Below are 17,035 nucleotides of genomic sequence, written 5' to 3'. Positions count from 1 at the left end.
TTAAGCCATAAAAGCGACTAAACGGATGACAAATATTGTAAAAAAATTTCAATAATAGGATTTTATTAAAAAGTCACATTTTAGTTTTGGGCAAATTGCATTTATGCGTATACTTAATATGTGTAACAATAAGGGACAAGTATGCTCACAGGGAAATTAAAAGGGAAGTGGTTTATAGCTGGCTTTACATTGTTTTTGGTCAGTTTATTAGTCTATGTTTATTACACCTATAGCTTAGCGCGTAGCGAAATAATGCACGCTGTCGATGAGCGCCTTCTAAATGCCGCCACCAGCGTAAAACATATTTTAGGGCAAAGTTACCACGATAGAATTAGCCAAGGTTACGATATTGGTTTTTCGGTTTACCAAACTAAAAGCAAACAACTCTCAGAGCTTGCACAAGCGCTTGATATAGCTTACGTTTATTCGATGGTCATGCGCGATAACAAAGTTTATTTTACCTCATCCAGCTACACTAAAGACGATCAAGAAAACGCACGTGTTACACAATTTCTTGATTTATACCCAGAGGCCACCGACATTAACAGGGGCGCGTTTTATTCTACCGAGCCTGTTTTTGAGCAATCGAGCGACCAATGGGGTGATTTTAAAACTGTTTTTATTCCCTTTGTAGATAAATATGGTACTACCTACATTACGGGTGCCGACATAACCTTAGATGATTTAAATAAAAAGCTTCAATACAGCGTCACTAAAGCCATAATAACGGCGTGTTTTTTCTTTTTTATTGCGGTACTGGTTGCAGCTATTTATATATATTTGTTAAAGCGTACCCTAGCAACAGATGCCAGTACGGGCTTTGCCAATCATATTGCGCTTGAGTACTTCATCAAAAAGAGTAATTCACACCACATGCAGCTTGCCATTATTTGGGTGAACGAAATTGAAGATATTAATAGCTTTTATGGCACTCAAGTTGGCGACAACGTAATGAAAAACTTGCTCAGTCATTATCAAAGCCGCAGCCCGCAAAGCTGTAAGGTGTATCGCCTTGCTACTAATAAAATTGCCGTGCTTACCCCTAAAAGCTTTAAAAGCAGCGAACTGAGCGATTTAGTTGAGTCGTATAACGCAAACAGCCCGGTATTAACAAACCCATTTATTTATATAACTTACTGCGCAGGTATCGCCAGTGGTAATAAATCACTACTGATTGAAAACGCGCACATTGCAACGCTTCAGGCTAAACATGGCCGCGGTAAGGTTGTTAGCTACTCAAAAGTAATGAGCGATGTAAAAAACCAATATCAATACAATGTAAGCCTTGCCAAAGAGGTTCAAGAAGCATTTGATAACAACCGCATAGTGCCTTATTTTCAGGCTATGTTTCACACCACTAATAATGAAGTAGTACATTACGAATGCTTAGCTAGAATGGTAACTAAAAATGGCGAAATTTTAAAACCCGACTCATTTTTAAATGTAGTGAGCCGCTCAAGAATGGGCGGACTATTAACGCGCACGCTATTTAGCCAATGTATAGAGCGGTTTAGAAAAACAGATATATGCTGGAGCTTAAATATCAGCGATAAAGATATACTCGACCCTAGTTTGAGTGAATACATTGCTAACGAGCTTAAGCGCTACCCGCACCCAGAAAACATAACGCTTGGCCTTTTAGAGTCACACGCTATTACTAATTTTTTAGAGGTTAAAACGTTTATTTCTATGGTAAAAACCAAAGGGGTGAATGTCATTATTACTGGTTTTGGTAGTGGTTATTCAAATATTTCGAATGCGCTAAAGCTTGAAGTAAACGGTATAAAACTCGACGGCGCATTAGTAAAACAAGCAGTAAGTGATGAAAATATAGCCTTATTTATTGAGCATACAGTTCATGCTGCAAAGCAACTTGGTTTAACGCTCATGGCAGAGTCGGTAGAAAATGTAAGTATTGAAAATGCGCTTAAAAATGTAGATGTGGCGCTGATGCAAGGCAATTACTTTGCTTACCCAGCACCACATGTTAACTCATCTAGCCAAGAGGAAGTGGCCGTTTAAAGGTCTATCACTAAACGATGGCTTTGTTGGCCGCTGGCCCAGTATTTACGCTCAAACGGAGTAATCGCTTCGTTTGACTCATACAGCGTTACCTCACACGGGTGTCCCGTTAGCTCAAGCGCTCTGGCAAACTCTTTTACATAAATATCCCAGTTGCTGCGCACCTCTAATCGACCGCCTAGCTTAACAATAAACGGAAAAATAGCCGCGCCGTGCCACCTACGCTGGATATGCTTAGATTTAGGCCATGGGTTAGGATAAAGCAAATAATGATGAGTAGGCTGCCAATTAGCAGCCACAGCTAAACGCCAAAAGTCATTTAAGTCAGCTTGGACCAAAATGTACTGGCCGCTGTCTGTTTGTTTATATTCAACATCGTGCTTATCTAAGCGGTGTGACGATTTATCAATACCAATAATTAATGCATCTGGGTGGCGCTTAGCTAAATTAGCCGAGCTCTCTCCTACTCCACAACATGAGTCTATAATAAGCGGTCCATTAAAAGCTTGAACCTGCTCATTGACTTCATCAAACGCTTGTTGAGTGTGCTCAGCAATAGGCTTTTTAAACTCTGCGTTTAAATGCTTGTTAACGATTTCATCAAGCTTTTCGTGTATACCCGCCTGATTAGATACAATACTGCGTGAATTTGCATCGCTCATTAATGTCTAAGCCCCACACCTTTTTTAATTAACGTTAGCGCTAAAGTAAATAGCACCGTAATAAATACTAATATAACGCCAAGCGCGACACTTAAATCAACATCCGACACGCCTAAAAAGCCATAACGAAACGCATTAACCATATAAATAATTGGGTTTATTTGCGATACATTTTGCCAAAACTCTGGCAGTAGCGTAATTGAATAAAATACGCCACCTAAGTATGTTAGTGGCGTTAAAATAAAGGTTGGGATAATACTAATATCGTCAAAACTATTGGCGTAAATAGCGTTAATTAAACCACCTAGTGCAAACACCGCTGAGGTTAAAATTACCGTCGCCATAATTACAAATATATTGTGTATTTGAATATCAACAAACAATAGCGATACACAGGTAACAATAAAGCCCACCATCATGCCGCGGGTCATACCGCCGCCCATATAACCAAGTACAATTATGTAATTAGGCACAGGCGCAACCAATAGCTCTTCAATACTTTTTTGGAACTTGGTTGAATAAAAACTAGAAGCAACATTAGAATATGAGTTGGTAATAACCGACATCATTATTAGCCCCGGAACAATAAATTCCATGTAGCTAAAACCACCCATTTCACCAATACGTGAGCCAATTAAATTACCAAAAATAACAAAGTATAAACTCATCGTAATCGCCGGCGGTACTAAGGTTTGCACCCAAATACGTAAAAAACGAATACACTCTTTAATCCATAAACTCTTTAAGGCTACGCCATATTTAAACATTTATTCGCCCCGCCCTTGCTCTAGTAATCCTACAAATAACTCTTCTAATCTGTTTGCTTTATTACGCATACTCAAAACAGTGTTACCTTGCTCGGTTAGCGCGCTGAAAACTGCATTTAACCCTTGAGATTTAGCCACTTCAACTTCTATGGTGTGCTCATCAGGCATGCTAAACGAGTACCCCTCAAGGGTGACTGGCTGTGCTGGCTGTTTTAAATCAAGCACAAAGGTTTCTTTATCAAGCTTAGCTAGTAACGCTTTTATAGTGGTGTTTTCAACAATACGACCAGTATCAATAATCGCGATGTTTTTACATAAAAGCTCAGCTTCTTCAAGGTAATGCGTGGTTAAAATAATCGTTACGCCTTGCTCATTAATTTGGCGTAAAAAGTCCCACATTGAGCGGCGCAGCTCTATATCAACCCCTGCTGTGGGTTCATCTAATATTAGTAGCTTTGGCTCATGCATTAATGCACGGGCAATCATTAAACGGCGTTTCATGCCCCCAGAAAGCGTACGTGCTTGCTTGTCTTTTTTTTCTAATAAGCCAAGCTGAGTTAAATATTTATCGGCACGCTTATGCGCTTCTGCGCGAGTAACACCGTAGTAGCCTGCTTGATTTACCAATATTTGGCCAAGCGTTTCAAACTGACTAAAGTTAAACTCTTGTGGCACAAGGCCTAAATGCGCTTTAGCAGCTTCAAGGTCGGTATCGATGTTGTGACCAAACACTTCCACCTTACCTTGTGTTTTATTAACCAAGGACGATATAACACCAATAGTGGTCGACTTACCGGCACCATTTGGGCCAAGTAAGGCAAAAAAGTCGCCTTCAAAAACTTGCAAATCAACACCTTTCACGGCCTCTACACCGTTTTTATAAACCTTGGTCAGGCCTTCTATATTTAAAGCAACATTTTGCTTATTCATTATTTACCCTCACCATAACCCCAACGTTTAGTTAGGTTATGTTCAATGTTTAAATGATCTAAAATTCGCGCCACCATAAAATCAACTAAGTCTTCAATACGTTGTGGCTTGTGATAAAAACCAGGCGCAGCGGGCATAATAGTGACCCCTAAACGCGCAAGCTTTAACATATTCTCAAGGTGAATTTCGCTAAAGGGCGTTTCGCGTGGCACTAAAATTAATTGCCCTCGCTCTTTAATAACCACATCGGCTGCACGCTCGAGTAGGTTATCTGATGCTCCGAGCGCAATAGCAGACACAGACCCTGCACTGCACGGACATACTACCATTTTTTTAGGGGCTGCAGAGCCTGAAGCTACAGGGCTAAACCAGTTATCTTTACCAAATACTTTTAACTGCTCTGGCTTGGCATTAAATAAAGCACTTAACTGCTCAGTTGCTTTATCTTCATTAGCTGAGAGTTTAATGTTTGACTCTGTATCGAGCACCACGCGCGCAGCACTTGATATAAGTACATACACTTGAAATTGCTGCGCGAGTAATACTTCAAGTAATCTTAAACCGTAAGGCGCGCCTGAAGCACCACTAAACGCCAGTGTAATTTTATCTTTAAACTGCACATTATTCTCCGCTGTATTTTTTAGCTAAACCATCAACTAAGTGTTGATGTAAGCCATTAAAACCGCCATTGCTCATAATTAATATGTGCTGATTTGGCATTATATTTTCAAGCACAGTGTCAATAATCATTTGCGTACTATTAAAACACTGCATACCGGCATTATCGGCTTGCGCTTTAAGAGACCAATTTAGGTTATCGGGCTCAAATAACAGCACGTCATCGGCATCACTTAACGAAGCAAGTAGCGTATTTTGGTGTACACCCATCTTCATGGTGTTTGAGCGAGGCTCTAAAATAGCAATAATTTTTTCATCACCCACTTTTGCTCGTAACCCCGCAAGCGTGGTTTTTATGGCTGTTGGGTGGTGCGCAAAATCGTCGTACACTTTAATGTTATTTATATCGGCTTTAAGCTCCATACGCCGTTTAGGGCTAATAAACTCTTCAAGCGCTGCAATGCTATGCTCAACGGCTATACCTACATGGCGCGCTGCCGCGATAGCCATAATGGCATTTTTAACATTATGCTCGCCTATTGCTTGCCAATTAACCGTACCTTGAAGCTCATTGTTTAAAAGCACATTAAATTGGCTGCCATCAGCGCTTAGCAAGTCATAATGCCAATCACCATTTAGGGTTTCGCTTTCGCTCCAGAGCCCTTGCTTAATAACATCATCAAGTGCGACATCGTCTTTTGGCCAAATTACCTTGCCAGTATGAGGTAATGTACGCATTAAGTGATGAAATTGTTTTTTTATTGCGTTTAAATCGTCAAAAATATCGGCGTGGTCAAACTCAAGGTTATTTAAAATGAGCGTACGTGGTAAGTAATGCACAAATTTACTGCGCTTATCAAAAAAAGCGGTATCGTATTCATCCGCTTCTATTACAAAAAATGGGGTTTCGCCCACTTTGGCTGACACACCAAAGTTTTGAACTATGCCACCAATTAAAAACCCGGGTTTTAAACCTGCATACTCTAAAATCCACGCCAGCATGCTTGCTGTGGTGGTTTTGCCATGTGTGCCTGCCACCGCAAGTACCCAAGCATTTTGCAATAGGTTATGTTTAAGCCACTCTGGCCCCGATGTATACGGCAAGCCCTTATCTAACACATGTTCTACACAGGGGTTGCCTCGGCTCATGGCATTACCAATAACCACCATATCTGGCTTTGGCTCTAACTGTTTTACGTCGTAACCTTGGGTTAGCTCAATGCCCAACTGCTCAAGTTGAGTGCTCATCGGCGGGTAAACATTTTGATCAGAGCCCGTCACTTTATGTCCAAGCGATTTAGCAATAGCCGCTATACCGCCCATAAAGGTGCCGCAAATGCCTAATATATGAATATGCATAACTTTTTAAATCCTTTCGTACTTCGCACGTCTGTGAAGTTTAATGGCGCTATAATGCCAAATTTTAGGCTTCGTGACTATGCACGTCTCGTCAATTCACTGATGCTAAAACAGCGTTAATAAAATAAAAAAGCCCTCTTACCTAAGTAAGAGGGCTTGCTGACAATAAGCTAAATTACAGCGTTAAAAATACAATTAAGCCAACGCCAAGTAAAAGTCTGTAAATTACAAACGGTAGCATGCCCATTCGTTCTATCACTTTTAAAAACATGAAAATGCAGGCGTACGCCGATAAAAACGAGAGGACTACACCTAAAATTAATGTGCTCCAATCAACCACATGATCGCCTAAAGCCAGCTCTATCGTGTAGTAAAGGCCCATCATAGAAATAATAGGTATAGCGAGTAAAAACGAAAAACGCGCTGCGCTTTGTTTGTTCATGCCCAGCAATAAACCCGCTGTCATGGTAATGCCAGAGCGAGAGGTACCTGGGATCATAGCCACCGCTTGAGCAAAGCCAATAAGCAGCGCTGTTTTCCAGTTAAGCTGATAAATTGTTTTCATTTGCTTACCTTTGGCATCGGCGTACCAAAGTAATAAACCAAAAATAATAGTCGTAGCTGCTATAACCCACGCACTGCGCAAGTACAGCTCAACAACGTCTTTTAGCAATAAGCCTAATAACGCAGCAGGTACAGTGCCCAATATAATCCACCAGCCAAGTTTACTGTCGTCGGTGGTGCCTTGGGCGCCAAACGATTTAAACCAGGCGCTGAGAATATCAGCCACTTCTTTACGAAAATATATAACAACCGCTATTAACGTACCAACATGCACAGCCACATCAAAAGCAAGGCCTTGGTCTTCCCATCCCAAAATTTGCGAAGGTAAAATTAAGTGAGCTGAGCTCGAAATAGGTAAAAACTCAGTAAATCCTTGTATCAGGGCTAAAATAATTATTTCTAAAATACTCATGGGTTAGAAAACTCCACCTTCCATAGTTTTTGTTGAGGGTTGTTATACGCACTCCATAGCGCAGCAATGGTTTGCTTAGCAACGGGGTGATAAAAATTGGGGGCGACTTCACAAAGAGGCTGAAGTACAAAAGCGTTTTTGGTAATTTCATCGCGAGGTAATTGTGCAGGCGAATCGCAAACAACGTCATCGTAAAAGAGCAGATCTAAATCTAATGTACGGGGGCTAAATTTTTTATCATCCGCTTTACGCCCGTTATCACGCTCTATTTGTTTTAATAACTTACATACACGCTCAAGCGGCATTGATGTGGTAGCAGCCACCACCGAGTTATAAAAGTTATTTCCTTTAAACCCTACAGCTTCGCTTTCAAAAACAGATGAATGCACAATATTTGTAAAGTGTTGCTCAAGTGCATCAAGCGCACAGCGAATATAATGCGCTTTATTTATATTTGAGCCTAAGCTGATATAAATTTGCGCCATTTAGCTCATAGCCTTTGTGCGTGTTATTTCTACACCTACGGTGTTTGCTTGCGCTACAGCGGCCGGTTTGCTCACTCTAATTGTTACTTGTGGTGTATTAAATTCGGTTAATATAATAGTTGCTAGTTGCTCTACTAAGGTTTCAAGTAACTCAACCGGCTTAGCCGTAGTGTGCTCAATCACTCGCTCGCTTACTTTTGCATAATCGAGTGCTAAATTAATGTCATCATTTGCTGCTGCAGGCTTTATATCGCTGAGCATTTCAATATCAAAATAAAGGCTTTGTTTACTTTCTTTTTCAAAGTCGTACACTCCAATAATTGTGTCGACGTGTAGTTGAGATATAAAAACCTTATCCATTGATACTCCAAATAACTATAAACACTCTCTAAGCATACAATGCATTGATAAAATTAATACTGTATATGCTTTAAGCAGTGTTTAAATATGTAAAAATTACTTCTACAATAGCCAAATAGCTAGATTAACTGCAAAATACAGCAGTTAATAATTTTCACGATAAATTGTGCCGCCAATAATAGCGTAAAAGTGCTATCGATGGGTATAGCAATTAAAAAATAAGGGACTTTGTGTTAGCCATTTTACTGTTTGTTTTAGCCTACTTATTAGGGTCGATTTCATCGGCTATATTAGTGTCTCGGCTATTCAAACTGCCAGACCCTCGCAGCAGCGGTTCAAATAACCCAGGTGCCACCAATGTGTATCGTTTAGGTGGAGCCTTTCCTGCGTGCTTAGTATTAGTGTTTGATATTTTAAAAGGCACCATCCCCGTATGGGGGGCTTATTTTTTAGACCTAACGCCTTTAGCACTTGGTTTGGTCGCCGTTGCCGCGTGCTTAGGGCATATGTACCCACTATTTTTTAGCTTTAAAGGCGGAAAGGCGGTAGCCACTGCGTTTGGCTCTTTATTGCCGATTGGTTTATCGTTGGCGGGGCTATTAATAAGTACCTGGATTATTGTGGTTGCTATTACGCGCTTTTCTTCATTAGGCGCTTTGGTCACGGTGTCACTTGCTCCACTGTATACGTGGTTGATTAAACCGCTTTACACCCTACCGGTAACCTTTATTACTGTGCTAATTATATTTCGTCATCGCACTAATATTATTCGCCTTTTTAAAGGTCAAGAACCAAAAGTGGGCGCTAAAAAAGCACCCACTAATGAAAAAAATCAATAATTATTGATGTTAAATGGCTTCTAAGCTGTCTATTGGCCAACGCGGTTTAGTTTTCATGTCGAGTGTGGCAAATTGGCCTGCTTTTAAGCGCTGCATACCAGCGTAGGCAATCATTGCGCCATTATCAGTACAAAACTCAGTACGTGGATAGTAAACCTGTCCTTTCACCCCTTGCATAACACGCTCAAGCTGTAAGCGCAGCTGTGTATTTGCACTTACTCCGCCGGCAATCACTAAACGTTTTATCCCAGTTTGTTTTAGAGCACGCTTACACTTAATAACCAATGTATCAATCACTGCTGTTTGAAACGCATGGGCGATATCTGCTTTGGTTTGTGCGTCATCATCATTTTCGCGAATCGCTATAGAAGCTGCTGTTTTTAAGCCACTAAAGCTAAAATCAAGGCCTGGCTTATCCGTCATAGGACGTGGAAAAACAAACCGTTTTGCAACACCTTGCTCAGCCATTTTAGCTAGTCGAGGGCCGCCTGGGTAATCAAGCCCTAGCAGTTTAGCTGTTTTATCAAATGCTTCACCTGCGGCATCATCAACAGATTCACCCAATACTTCGTACTGGCCTATACCGGCTACTTTTACCATCATGGTATGGCCGCCCGACACTAGCAAAGCAATAAAGGGAAACTCAGGCACGTTTTCTTCAAGCATAGGAGCAAGTAAATGCCCTTCCATATGATGCACGGCAACAGCTGGAATATCCCAACCATAGGCTAAAGAACGGCCAATAGAGGTGCCTACCAATAACGCCCCTACTAAACCAGGGCCTGCGGTGTATGCAATGCCATCTAAATCTTCAGGACCACAACCGGCTTGAGCAAACGCAGCGTCAATAAGTGGCAGGGTTTTACGTACGTGATCGCGCGATGCAAGCTCAGGTACAACACCGCCATAATCTGCATGTACTTTTACTTGGCTGTATAACTGGTGAGCCAATAAGCCTTTTTCATCATCGTAAATTGCAATACCGGTTTCATCACACGATGACTCAATGCCTAAAATTCGCACTTTACTTCTCCTGCCTTTATTTACTGATTAACCTGCACTGTGGTTAAGAGATTTACACACATATTTAAAACTATTTTATCATTCTCTAGCTAAGGTTTTTACTAAGTTCAGCGTAATAAACGCTAAAATTGCTAGAGAGCAATTAACCACAGTTAATTAATTACAACTATAACGCCAAACCAATATTGGTTTGTCCATCTGCAACGGCCTGCTTTTTAAGTGCCTTAACGTTTTCAGAAGTCACGCGGCCCATATTTTCTACAAAGTCGATTAGCTCACTCAAAACTTCAATTTCGTATTGCATTAATGGGTGTTCTCGTACGGCTTTATTGTCAGCCACTTCACCTTCAACCGTCATTTGGTATTCAATAAAACGCGCCACCGTTGCTTGCGATATTTTACTAACGCTTATAAATTCTTGCTCGTCTTGCCCCATCAAGCCGTGCATTAGGCTCAAAAGCGAGGTTGCAGCGTCTATTGCGGGGTAAGTGCCAAACATATCAAAGTCGGCAAGTTCAGGTACATTTGGCTCAATTTTTTCTACTTGTTTTTCGAGATCTATTTTACTTTTTGGTAGTAATATTTTTTCCCAGCAAACATTTAACGCACTGCGTAATAAGGCTTCATCACCAAAACCGGTGGCTTCACTAAATAAACCATAATTAGGTAACATACGCTCAATTAAAGCACTTGCTAACACCGCTTTTTGTAAGTAGTTTAGCTCTCTAATACGCTGAAAGTTATTCGCTTTTGTCATTTCTTAACGTCTCACATGACCAACAAAAATCAAATGTTGATCCATTATGCTCATTACAGTTAGGGCATACCCAATCTGGAGCGGATTGTTTTACTTGTTGGTAGTTTACCAATATTTCGCGCGCGTGGCGCTCTTTTATCGAATAAACCTGCACACTTACTTGGGTTTGTTCAAAGGGGATTTCGCCTAAGGCGCCTTGAAGCATTTCACCTTGAATTTGGCACTCAATTCCCGCGCTTAATAACAGCCCTTTGATTATATTTGCCTCTAATGTGTTATCTGCTTTGTAGAGCGTTACCCACTGAAAAGCTTGCTGAGTACTATGAGTATTAATATTTTGCAATTATCACCTCAATTATTTTGTGTTTACAATATCCTACGATACTCTACTAAAGTGTATAGCAGGTAACTTTTTAGGATAAAACAATGACACTTACTACCCCAGGTTTACTTTTTCCAGCAATCTCACTGTTGCTGCTTGCTTACACAAACCGCTTTTTAGTACTAGCGCAATTAATCCGAGAATTAAATTCTCGAGAAGGTGAATCTATTCGCCCCGTTGTTGTGGCTCAAATAACAAACTTAAGAAAGCGCATTAAGCTAATACGTACCATGCAAGTGTATGGTGTGGCGTCTTTTTTATTGTGTACGCTATCAATGTTTGCCTTATTTATAGAATTTAATACCACAGGCATTATTTTGTTTGGGGTGAGCTTAGCGTGCTTAAGCCTTTCGTTATTAACATCGTTATTTGAAATTCATATTTCGTGCGACGCCATAGAAATAGAGCTACAAAGTATTGAAGACAAACCCTTAAGTAACCGCATTACTAAAAACTTTACTAACAAAAGTAATAAGCCTTAGCGGCTTATTTTTCTAAAATCTTAAACAATAATAAAGCGATGGCATACCCTAAAACTATAAACGTTTATGCCTCACTTCATTACAAATCACTACGTAGGATTTTCCTATAGCCTTTTTTCTGGCATACTTTTTTATTAATTAATGCTAAATTATGTCTAAAGTATTACTTTTAAAAGCATCAAAGCACCTAAGTCATTGTATTTAGTCTTACTTGCTAACATAGCTTAGTTTTAAATAGAGTAATAAATCACTATAAATAAGCCTAATTGGTAATACTTTTAAATGCGTCTTCTCTTTAAATAATACTAAAAGAGGGATATGCTGATTGCAAATATGTCATAAATTTGCAAACACAGTTACATATTAGGCTTCGCTTTTTGAAAGCTCGAATCTAATATTATTGATGTTCGCGGCACACGCGACTTACTTATAAAAAGGGACTATAAAGTGAGATTTGAACAGTTAGAACAATTTGTAGCGCTTGGTGTGTTACGCCACTTCAGACAAGCAGCCGAACAAACTCAAATTAGCACATCAGCGCTAACGCGCAGCATTCAAACCCTAGAAGACGAAATGGGGTACGAACTGGTGAAACGCTCAACACGTTCAGTAAAGTTAACACCCGAAGGCGAGTTATTTCTTGATTACGCCAAAAACACCCTTGCCGAACTTGAGCATACAAAAAAACGAATTTCTCAATCGGTTAACGGCAATACTGACGAAAAGTTAGTTATTGGCTATACCAACAAAGCCAGCAGTGTAGTGCCTATCTCATGCGGGCAATTTTTAGCACAATACCCCCATGTTAAAATAGAAATGCAATTGCAAGAGCAGCACGAACTTGCACGCAAACTGCAAGAGGGCGAGATTGATATTAGTGTTTATTCGCAGGCAATTAACAGCATCGGCAGCGACATACACCTGCCAGACCAACTGGTATTGTTTGTTTCTAAACATCATCCGTTAGCAAATAAAAGCGATATCAGCAAACACGATTTAGATAGCTACCCTATGTACGGCTGTTTTTCTCAGTCTAAACAAGTACAAAGCATGCTTAACGAAGCCATCGACATGCTCAATAAATCGGCTAGCATTAAGGTAGGCAGCATTGAGCAAGTAATGTCAGGGTTGGTTAAATCAGATCACTTTGCTATTGCAAGTATTGAACACGCGAGCACTCTTGCAGAGCACACAGAGCTTGTACAGCTAAAAACAAATAAAGACTTAAGTCACGAACAACTTGTTATACAAACAAGCCAACAAGCAGCAGTTAGCGAACACATTGACCATTTATTATCTCTTATCAAAAAAGCATCTACGACTATTACTTAAGCCAAGATAAAAATAGCATACCGCATTGCCCTTAAACCTTTTAAGGGCAACCAATTTAGATAGCCCTTACTGATTTACTCTTCTTGTTACCAAAATCTGCAGCACAGCAGCTTAACCTAAAAAGCCCTTTTAGTTTTTATGCTTACGCGTTAGGTTTTTATTTGCTTAAATAGCAGAGCACAAACCACTAGCTATTAAATTTTTTTAGGCTACACTGTCGCACCTTTTTTAATCAACAGACATAAATGAACACACTTTTTAGTTCTGATGTTTATTTAGATGCAATAGAAACCCATGGTTATGTTGTTATTCCTAACGCACTTATTAGCGAGCTAGTAGAGAGTTTAATCACCGATTGCCACCGTATTAACCCGCATTTTAGCGCTGCAGGTATTGGCCGTTTAAATGACTTACAAATAGATAAAACCATTCGTAAAGATAAAACCTATTGGTTTGATGGCAGCTCACAAGCACAGCTAACTTATCAAGCAACAATGGAAAGTATAAAAACCACACTTAATCGGCAGTTTTTTATGGGCTTATTTGATTATGAGTGCCACTACGCTAAATACACCCAAGGCGACTTTTATAAAAAGCATTTTGATGCATTTAAAGGGCGATCTAACCGCGTTTTTACAACAATCCTTTATTTAAATACGCCCGAGCAAGGCGGCGAGCTTGTTATTTACAAGCCAAAAAGTAAGCAAGTAGAGATAATAATTAAACCCACCGCGGGGACACTCGTTATGTTTGAAAGCGAGCGTTTTGCACACGAGGTATTACCTGCCATTAATGAGCGCTACTCTATTGCTGGCTGGTTTAGAAAGAACGCCTCAATAAGTGGAGTAATTGACCCGCCACGATAGAACCAACATAGCCACAACAACTAGTGGCTATGCTGAGGTTAAATTAATAGCGTTGAGATGAAATTAACGCGCAAATACAAATGACAAGAACAAGCCAACAAAAATAGCTAATCCAACATAGTGATTATTTAAAAACGCTTTAAAACATGCATCACGCGCACGTTTATGAATAAGCACTTGCTGATAAATAAGTAACCCAGCGGCAGTAAATAAACCTGCAACAAACGCTAAGCCTAGCTGATTAATTAAGCCAATAAGCGCCAACAACGCTATAAAATTAGCGTTTAATAAAAATATAATATGGCGGTCGTATTTACCAAATAAAATAGCAGTAGATTTAACCCCTATTTTTAAATCGTCATCTCTGTCAACCATGGCATACATAGTGTCGTACGCTACCGTCCAACAAATATTTGCAACAAATAACAGCCACGCCTGCAGCGGTAATGAGTCAACTGATGCCATATATGCCATAGGTATCGCCCAACCAAATGCAGCGCCTAGGACTACTTGCGGAAGATGTGTATAGCGTTTCATAAACGGGTAGCAAAATGCCAGTGCCAACGCCCCAAGTGACAATAAAATAGTGTTGATGCTAAGTAGTAATACCAATACAAAAGCAATGGCTATCAGTAATATAAATAAACTCAGTGCTTCACCTGCACTTACTTGTCCGGTGGCTAAAGGCCGCCCTGCTGTACGCTTAACTGAGCCGTCTATTTTTCTATCTGCAAAATCATTAATAACGCAGCCAGCACTGCGCATAACAATTACGCCTAAGGTAAATACAATAAAGTTAACTAGGCTTGGCATACCAGCGTTTGCAAGCCATAGAGCCCAATAAGTAGGCCACAGTAATAGTAATGTACCGATAGGTTTGTCAATGCGCATGAGCTGAATATAAAAAGGGCTATGCTGTAATTGCAAAGGGGCTAATTTCATGAGTACAAATAGGCTCCGGGTAAAAATACTTCGCACACTAAAAAGTGATAATCATTAATAGAAAACACACTACGACGACCTAATAAAGGGTGCGTAGTTAAATTCAACTCTTTAACAAGTGATTGCAGCGCATGCTCTGAGTCAAAGCGCCCTACCTCAATATTACTTCGGGTAAGTTCAGGGTGCTGAAAAATAACATCACCTAAAGGGCGCGCGCCCATATTGTGCAGTGTTGTTTGCGTTTGTGTACTGGGCAGCCAACTTTGGGCATACACCATGGGCGTATTATCACACAATAAAAGCACCTCACGATTAAGCGCTTTATTTGTATTTGAGCCAAGTAGTTGTTGCTGTGCATCGCTTAGGGTAAAAGTTTGCTCATTAAGCACTTTTACACTAAAACTTTGTGCATTACTTTTTAATTTAGCGGTTAATGAATGTAGCTCAAATAGCCACTCTTGCTCTAACGCAGATAAGTTATTTACCAAAGAAGCACATTGCCAATTGGCAGATATAGAAAGCGGAAATGTAATCACAATAGCTCAATAAAATAAAAACCGAGACGATGATAACATTGCCAAAGCATTTGAAAAAGTGATGTTTTACTGCCGATAAATAATTGCAGGAGCTGTTTATTAGGCGCTATTAAGTATAAACTATTTGTATTAAGAAAATGGAAACACACTAAAGATGAAAAAAATAGTATACGCAGGTTTTTTAGCACTGATCTTAAACTGTTTTAGCTTTTCGGCAAAAGCGGAATCGACAGTGGGCTATTTTGGTTTTGAGCCAGACATTATTACCAATTACATAGGCGCTTCAAGTAAAAAAATGGGCTATGTACGCGTGACTATAGATTTAATGCTTAGCAATAATGAAAATATTGCTATTGTAGAGCACCATACCCCGCTTTTACGCGATGCGTTAGTAGAAATACTATCTAAAGAACCTGAAGAAAAAATAAAGTCGCTTACTGGGCGTGAAGAAATTAGAGCAAAGTGTGCCGAAAAATTAAAAAGCCTGTTAAAAGAAGAAACAGGCCAAGAGATTATTCGTGAAGTATTATTTACTAAGTATTTATACCACTAAGCTTACGCTTTTTTAGCATTAAATAAATTAGCGGTTACGGCATAAGCCATGCCGCTTAAAAGCCCACCTAAATGCGCCCAATTAGCCATACCAACAAACAACACATCAGCAAAACCGAGTACCAGCCAAATTAACATAAAGCCAATAATGGCAGTGCTTACTAGCGCAGGCTGCTTAGGATTTAAATAGCTGTGGATCCAACAAAAACCCAATAAACCATACACAACGCCACTTAAGCCGCCAAAGTTAGGCCCCACAATTAAAAACTGAGCCCAGTTACTAATAAGTGCAGTAACCACAAATAGCCCAACTAAACTCAGCTTACCGCATTGCTTTTCAATATTATCACCTAACGACATCCACCAAATTAGGTTAAATACAATGTGCATTGCGCTAAAATGAACAAGTGCCGGCGTTAACCAGTTAAGTGGTTGGCTCGGGTTAAACTGCAAAGCAGTATAAATTTGCTCAAAGCCACCCAATAAAAATGCAAAGTAAATAGCAACGCTTACAATACTTACGGTTTTATTTAGCCAGCTTAGTGCTTTAAAGCGCGCCACTAAATTAAGCGACTGTCCCTGATACGTTAAGCCAGATTGCGTACTGCCCACATCCCAAGAGGCTTGTTGATAACGCTCATGATTGGGGTTTTGTACAAATTCAGCCCACAAAGGTTGCACTTGATGAAAGTGCTCGCCCGCAACACAAATAATAACATTACTGCCATCAGCACTGCGCAGTTGCCCTTCTAAGCCTTGGCTTTTTAAATAATCTATAAAGCCCTGTGCGGCACGAGGATTATTTAAACTACCTAGCTCAATCATCGTTCCACTTTCTCGCTGTAAGCCGCTTCCCAAGCTGTAAAGCCACCATCCATGCTATATACATCTTCAAAGCCCTGCTCTACTAAATAACTAGCCGCACCTTGTGAGCTCATGCCGTGGTAGCAAACAATAATAATAGGCTGATCGAACTCTTTTTCCATCATAAACTGAGCTATATTGGCATTTGAAAGCGCTTCAGAGCCAGGAATATGCCCTGCTTGGTACGAATTAGGATCGCGTATATCTGCGATCACTACATCTTCTTTATCAAGTAGTTCGTGCGTTTGTGCTATAGATATATGTTTAAATGCCATTGAAAT

At 40.0% G+C, this 17,035-nt stretch carries 21 protein-coding genes; 6 read left to right on the top strand and 15 right to left on the bottom strand.

What is annotated here, in order from left to right:
• Positions 1-141 precede the first annotated feature (141 nt).
• On the top strand, positions 142-2,022 hold the full coding sequence (locus PSI06_RS10760) for a bifunctional diguanylate cyclase/phosphodiesterase (RefSeq protein WP_407073070.1): 1,881 nt from the start codon (positions 142-144) through the stop codon (positions 2,020-2,022).
• Here the strand turns inward: PSI06_RS10760 and trmB are convergent.
• The 8 genes from trmB to folB form a co-directional block, all read right to left on the bottom strand.
• Positions 2,019-2,684: a tRNA (guanine(46)-N(7))-methyltransferase TrmB gene (gene trmB, locus PSI06_RS10755; protein ID WP_054983169.1), complete on the bottom strand. Its 666-nt coding sequence runs from the start codon at positions 2,682-2,684 to the stop codon at positions 2,019-2,021. The genes PSI06_RS10760 and trmB overlap by 4 nt on opposite strands.
• A complete protein-coding gene (locus PSI06_RS10750) occupies positions 2,684-3,451 on the bottom strand; it encodes an ABC transporter permease (protein WP_004588540.1) in 768 nt (255 codons plus the stop codon). The genes trmB and PSI06_RS10750 overlap by 1 nt, the downstream gene beginning before the upstream one ends.
• Positions 3,452-4,381 (bottom strand): ABC transporter ATP-binding protein, encoded by a 930-nt coding sequence (locus tag PSI06_RS10745; RefSeq protein ID WP_004588541.1) that lies wholly within the window; start codon positions 4,379-4,381, stop codon positions 3,452-3,454.
• Complete coding sequence (locus PSI06_RS10740) at positions 4,381-5,001, bottom strand: flavin prenyltransferase UbiX (protein WP_004588542.1); 621 nt, start codon at positions 4,999-5,001, stop codon at positions 4,381-4,383. Before PSI06_RS10740 ends, PSI06_RS10745 begins: the two co-directional genes overlap by 1 nt.
• A 1-nt stretch (position 5,002) precedes the next feature.
• Entirely contained in the window at positions 5,003-6,358 is a 1,356-nt protein-coding gene (mpl, locus tag PSI06_RS10735) for a UDP-N-acetylmuramate:L-alanyl-gamma-D-glutamyl-meso-diaminopimelate ligase (RefSeq protein ID WP_273603728.1), read from the bottom strand.
• A gap of 175 nt (positions 6,359-6,533) precedes the next feature.
• The gene (locus PSI06_RS10730; RefSeq protein WP_004588544.1) at positions 6,534-7,334 is read right to left on the bottom strand and encodes an undecaprenyl-diphosphate phosphatase; all 801 of its coding nucleotides are present in this window, start codon (positions 7,332-7,334) and stop codon (positions 6,534-6,536) included.
• The gene (folK, locus tag PSI06_RS10725) at positions 7,331-7,819 is read right to left on the bottom strand and encodes a 2-amino-4-hydroxy-6-hydroxymethyldihydropteridine diphosphokinase (RefSeq protein WP_121637082.1); all 489 of its coding nucleotides are present in this window, start codon (positions 7,817-7,819) and stop codon (positions 7,331-7,333) included. Before folK ends, PSI06_RS10730 begins: the two co-directional genes overlap by 4 nt.
• Positions 7,820-8,179 carry a dihydroneopterin aldolase gene (gene folB / locus PSI06_RS10720; protein ID WP_004588546.1) on the bottom strand — a complete coding sequence of 120 codons (360 nt, stop codon included), beginning with the start codon at positions 8,177-8,179 and terminating at the stop codon, positions 7,820-7,822.
• 230 nt (positions 8,180-8,409) lie between these two features.
• Between folB and plsY the strand changes: the two genes are divergently transcribed.
• Positions 8,410-9,018 carry a glycerol-3-phosphate 1-O-acyltransferase PlsY gene (plsY, locus tag PSI06_RS10715; protein ID WP_273603727.1) on the top strand — a complete coding sequence of 203 codons (609 nt, stop codon included), beginning with the start codon at positions 8,410-8,412 and terminating at the stop codon, positions 9,016-9,018.
• 9 nt (positions 9,019-9,027) lie between these two features.
• Here plsY and tsaD read toward each other — a convergent pair whose 3' ends face one another.
• The 3 genes from tsaD to PSI06_RS10700 all read right to left on the bottom strand — a co-directional run bounded on the left by tsaD (position 9,028) and on the right by PSI06_RS10700 (position 11,141).
• A complete protein-coding gene (gene tsaD, locus PSI06_RS10710; protein WP_273605018.1) occupies positions 9,028-10,041 on the bottom strand; it encodes a tRNA (adenosine(37)-N6)-threonylcarbamoyltransferase complex transferase subunit TsaD in 1,014 nt (337 codons plus the stop codon).
• Between the two features lie 166 nt (positions 10,042-10,207).
• Positions 10,208-10,798 carry a YjaG family protein gene (locus PSI06_RS10705; protein WP_004588549.1) on the bottom strand — a complete coding sequence of 197 codons (591 nt, stop codon included), beginning with the start codon at positions 10,796-10,798 and terminating at the stop codon, positions 10,208-10,210.
• Positions 10,782-11,141, bottom strand: coding sequence for a putative signal transducing protein (locus PSI06_RS10700; RefSeq protein WP_024034351.1), 360 nt, complete (start codon positions 11,139-11,141; stop codon positions 10,782-10,784). Before PSI06_RS10700 ends, PSI06_RS10705 begins: the two co-directional genes overlap by 17 nt.
• Before the next feature lie 83 nt (positions 11,142-11,224).
• Between PSI06_RS10700 and PSI06_RS10695 the strand changes: the two genes are divergently transcribed.
• From PSI06_RS10695 to PSI06_RS10685, 3 genes are all read left to right on the top strand, one after another.
• The gene (locus PSI06_RS10695; RefSeq protein ID WP_096740037.1) at positions 11,225-11,662 is read left to right on the top strand and encodes a DUF2721 domain-containing protein; all 438 of its coding nucleotides are present in this window, start codon (positions 11,225-11,227) and stop codon (positions 11,660-11,662) included.
• A 447-nt stretch (positions 11,663-12,109) separates the two neighbouring features.
• Positions 12,110-12,994, top strand: coding sequence for a LysR family transcriptional regulator (locus tag PSI06_RS10690; RefSeq protein WP_096042148.1), 885 nt, complete (start codon positions 12,110-12,112; stop codon positions 12,992-12,994).
• A 245-nt stretch (positions 12,995-13,239) separates the two neighbouring features.
• Entirely contained in the window at positions 13,240-13,860 is a 621-nt protein-coding gene (locus PSI06_RS10685; RefSeq protein ID WP_055252920.1) for a 2OG-Fe(II) oxygenase, read from the top strand.
• Between the two features lie 63 nt (positions 13,861-13,923).
• On the opposite strand, the gene ubiA is transcribed toward PSI06_RS10685, so the two are convergent.
• Together ubiA and PSI06_RS10675 are read right to left on the bottom strand one after the other, a co-directional pair.
• A complete protein-coding gene (ubiA, locus tag PSI06_RS10680) occupies positions 13,924-14,802 on the bottom strand; it encodes a 4-hydroxybenzoate octaprenyltransferase (RefSeq protein WP_273603726.1) in 879 nt (292 codons plus the stop codon).
• Positions 14,799-15,338, bottom strand: coding sequence for a chorismate--pyruvate lyase family protein (locus PSI06_RS10675; protein ID WP_064386916.1), 540 nt, complete (start codon positions 15,336-15,338; stop codon positions 14,799-14,801). Before PSI06_RS10675 ends, ubiA begins: the two co-directional genes overlap by 4 nt.
• A gap of 154 nt (positions 15,339-15,492) precedes the next feature.
• Here PSI06_RS10675 and PSI06_RS10670 point away from each other — a divergent pair, with 154 nt between their 5' ends.
• Complete coding sequence (locus PSI06_RS10670) at positions 15,493-15,891, top strand: flagellar basal body-associated protein FliL (protein ID WP_004588556.1); 399 nt, start codon at positions 15,493-15,495, stop codon at positions 15,889-15,891.
• 2 nt (positions 15,892-15,893) lie between these two features.
• On the opposite strand, the gene glpG is transcribed toward PSI06_RS10670, so the two are convergent.
• On the bottom strand, positions 15,894-16,715 hold the full coding sequence (gene glpG / locus PSI06_RS10665; RefSeq protein WP_004588557.1) for a rhomboid family intramembrane serine protease GlpG: 822 nt from the start codon (positions 16,713-16,715) through the stop codon (positions 15,894-15,896).
• A complete protein-coding gene (gene glpE / locus PSI06_RS10660; protein WP_004588558.1) occupies positions 16,712-17,029 on the bottom strand; it encodes a thiosulfate sulfurtransferase GlpE in 318 nt (105 codons plus the stop codon). Before glpE ends, glpG begins: the two co-directional genes overlap by 4 nt.
• Positions 17,030-17,035: the final 6 nt, after the last annotated feature.

Origin of the sequence: Pseudoalteromonas sp. GABNS16E, from assembly GCF_028598715.1 — a bacterium.
GTDB lineage: Bacteria > Pseudomonadota > Gammaproteobacteria > Enterobacterales > Alteromonadaceae > Pseudoalteromonas > Pseudoalteromonas atlantica.
This window is presented reverse-complemented; position numbering and strand designations above follow the sequence as displayed.

Coding starts and splice junctions, on each gene's coding strand:
- ubiA (WP_273603726.1), bottom strand. CDS start 14,802: ATGAAATTAGCCCCTTTGCAATTACAGCATAGCCCTTTTTATATTCAG.
- mpl (WP_273603728.1), bottom strand. CDS start 6,358: ATGCATATTCATATATTAGGCATTTGCGGCACCTTTATGGGCGGTATA.
- glpG (WP_004588557.1), bottom strand. CDS start 16,715: ATGATTGAGCTAGGTAGTTTAAATAATCCTCGTGCCGCACAGGGCTTT.
- folB (WP_004588546.1), bottom strand. CDS start 8,179: ATGGATAAGGTTTTTATATCTCAACTACACGTCGACACAATTATTGGA.
- PSI06_RS10695 (WP_096740037.1), top strand. CDS start 11,225: ATGACACTTACTACCCCAGGTTTACTTTTTCCAGCAATCTCACTGTTG.
- PSI06_RS10745 (WP_004588541.1), bottom strand. CDS start 4,381: ATGAATAAGCAAAATGTTGCTTTAAATATAGAAGGCCTGACCAAGGTT.
- PSI06_RS10760 (WP_407073070.1), top strand. CDS start 142: ATGCTCACAGGGAAATTAAAAGGGAAGTGGTTTATAGCTGGCTTTACA.
- PSI06_RS10730 (WP_004588544.1), bottom strand. CDS start 7,334: ATGAGTATTTTAGAAATAATTATTTTAGCCCTGATACAAGGATTTACT.
- glpE (WP_004588558.1), bottom strand. CDS start 17,029: ATGGCATTTAAACATATATCTATAGCACAAACGCACGAACTACTTGAT.
- PSI06_RS10750 (WP_004588540.1), bottom strand. CDS start 3,451: ATGTTTAAATATGGCGTAGCCTTAAAGAGTTTATGGATTAAAGAGTGT.
- trmB (WP_054983169.1), bottom strand. CDS start 2,684: ATGAGCGATGCAAATTCACGCAGTATTGTATCTAATCAGGCGGGTATA.
- folK (WP_121637082.1), bottom strand. CDS start 7,819: ATGGCGCAAATTTATATCAGCTTAGGCTCAAATATAAATAAAGCGCAT.
- PSI06_RS10685 (WP_055252920.1), top strand. CDS start 13,240: ATGAACACACTTTTTAGTTCTGATGTTTATTTAGATGCAATAGAAACC.
- PSI06_RS10705 (WP_004588549.1), bottom strand. CDS start 10,798: ATGACAAAAGCGAATAACTTTCAGCGTATTAGAGAGCTAAACTACTTA.
- PSI06_RS10670 (WP_004588556.1), top strand. CDS start 15,493: ATGAAAAAAATAGTATACGCAGGTTTTTTAGCACTGATCTTAAACTGT.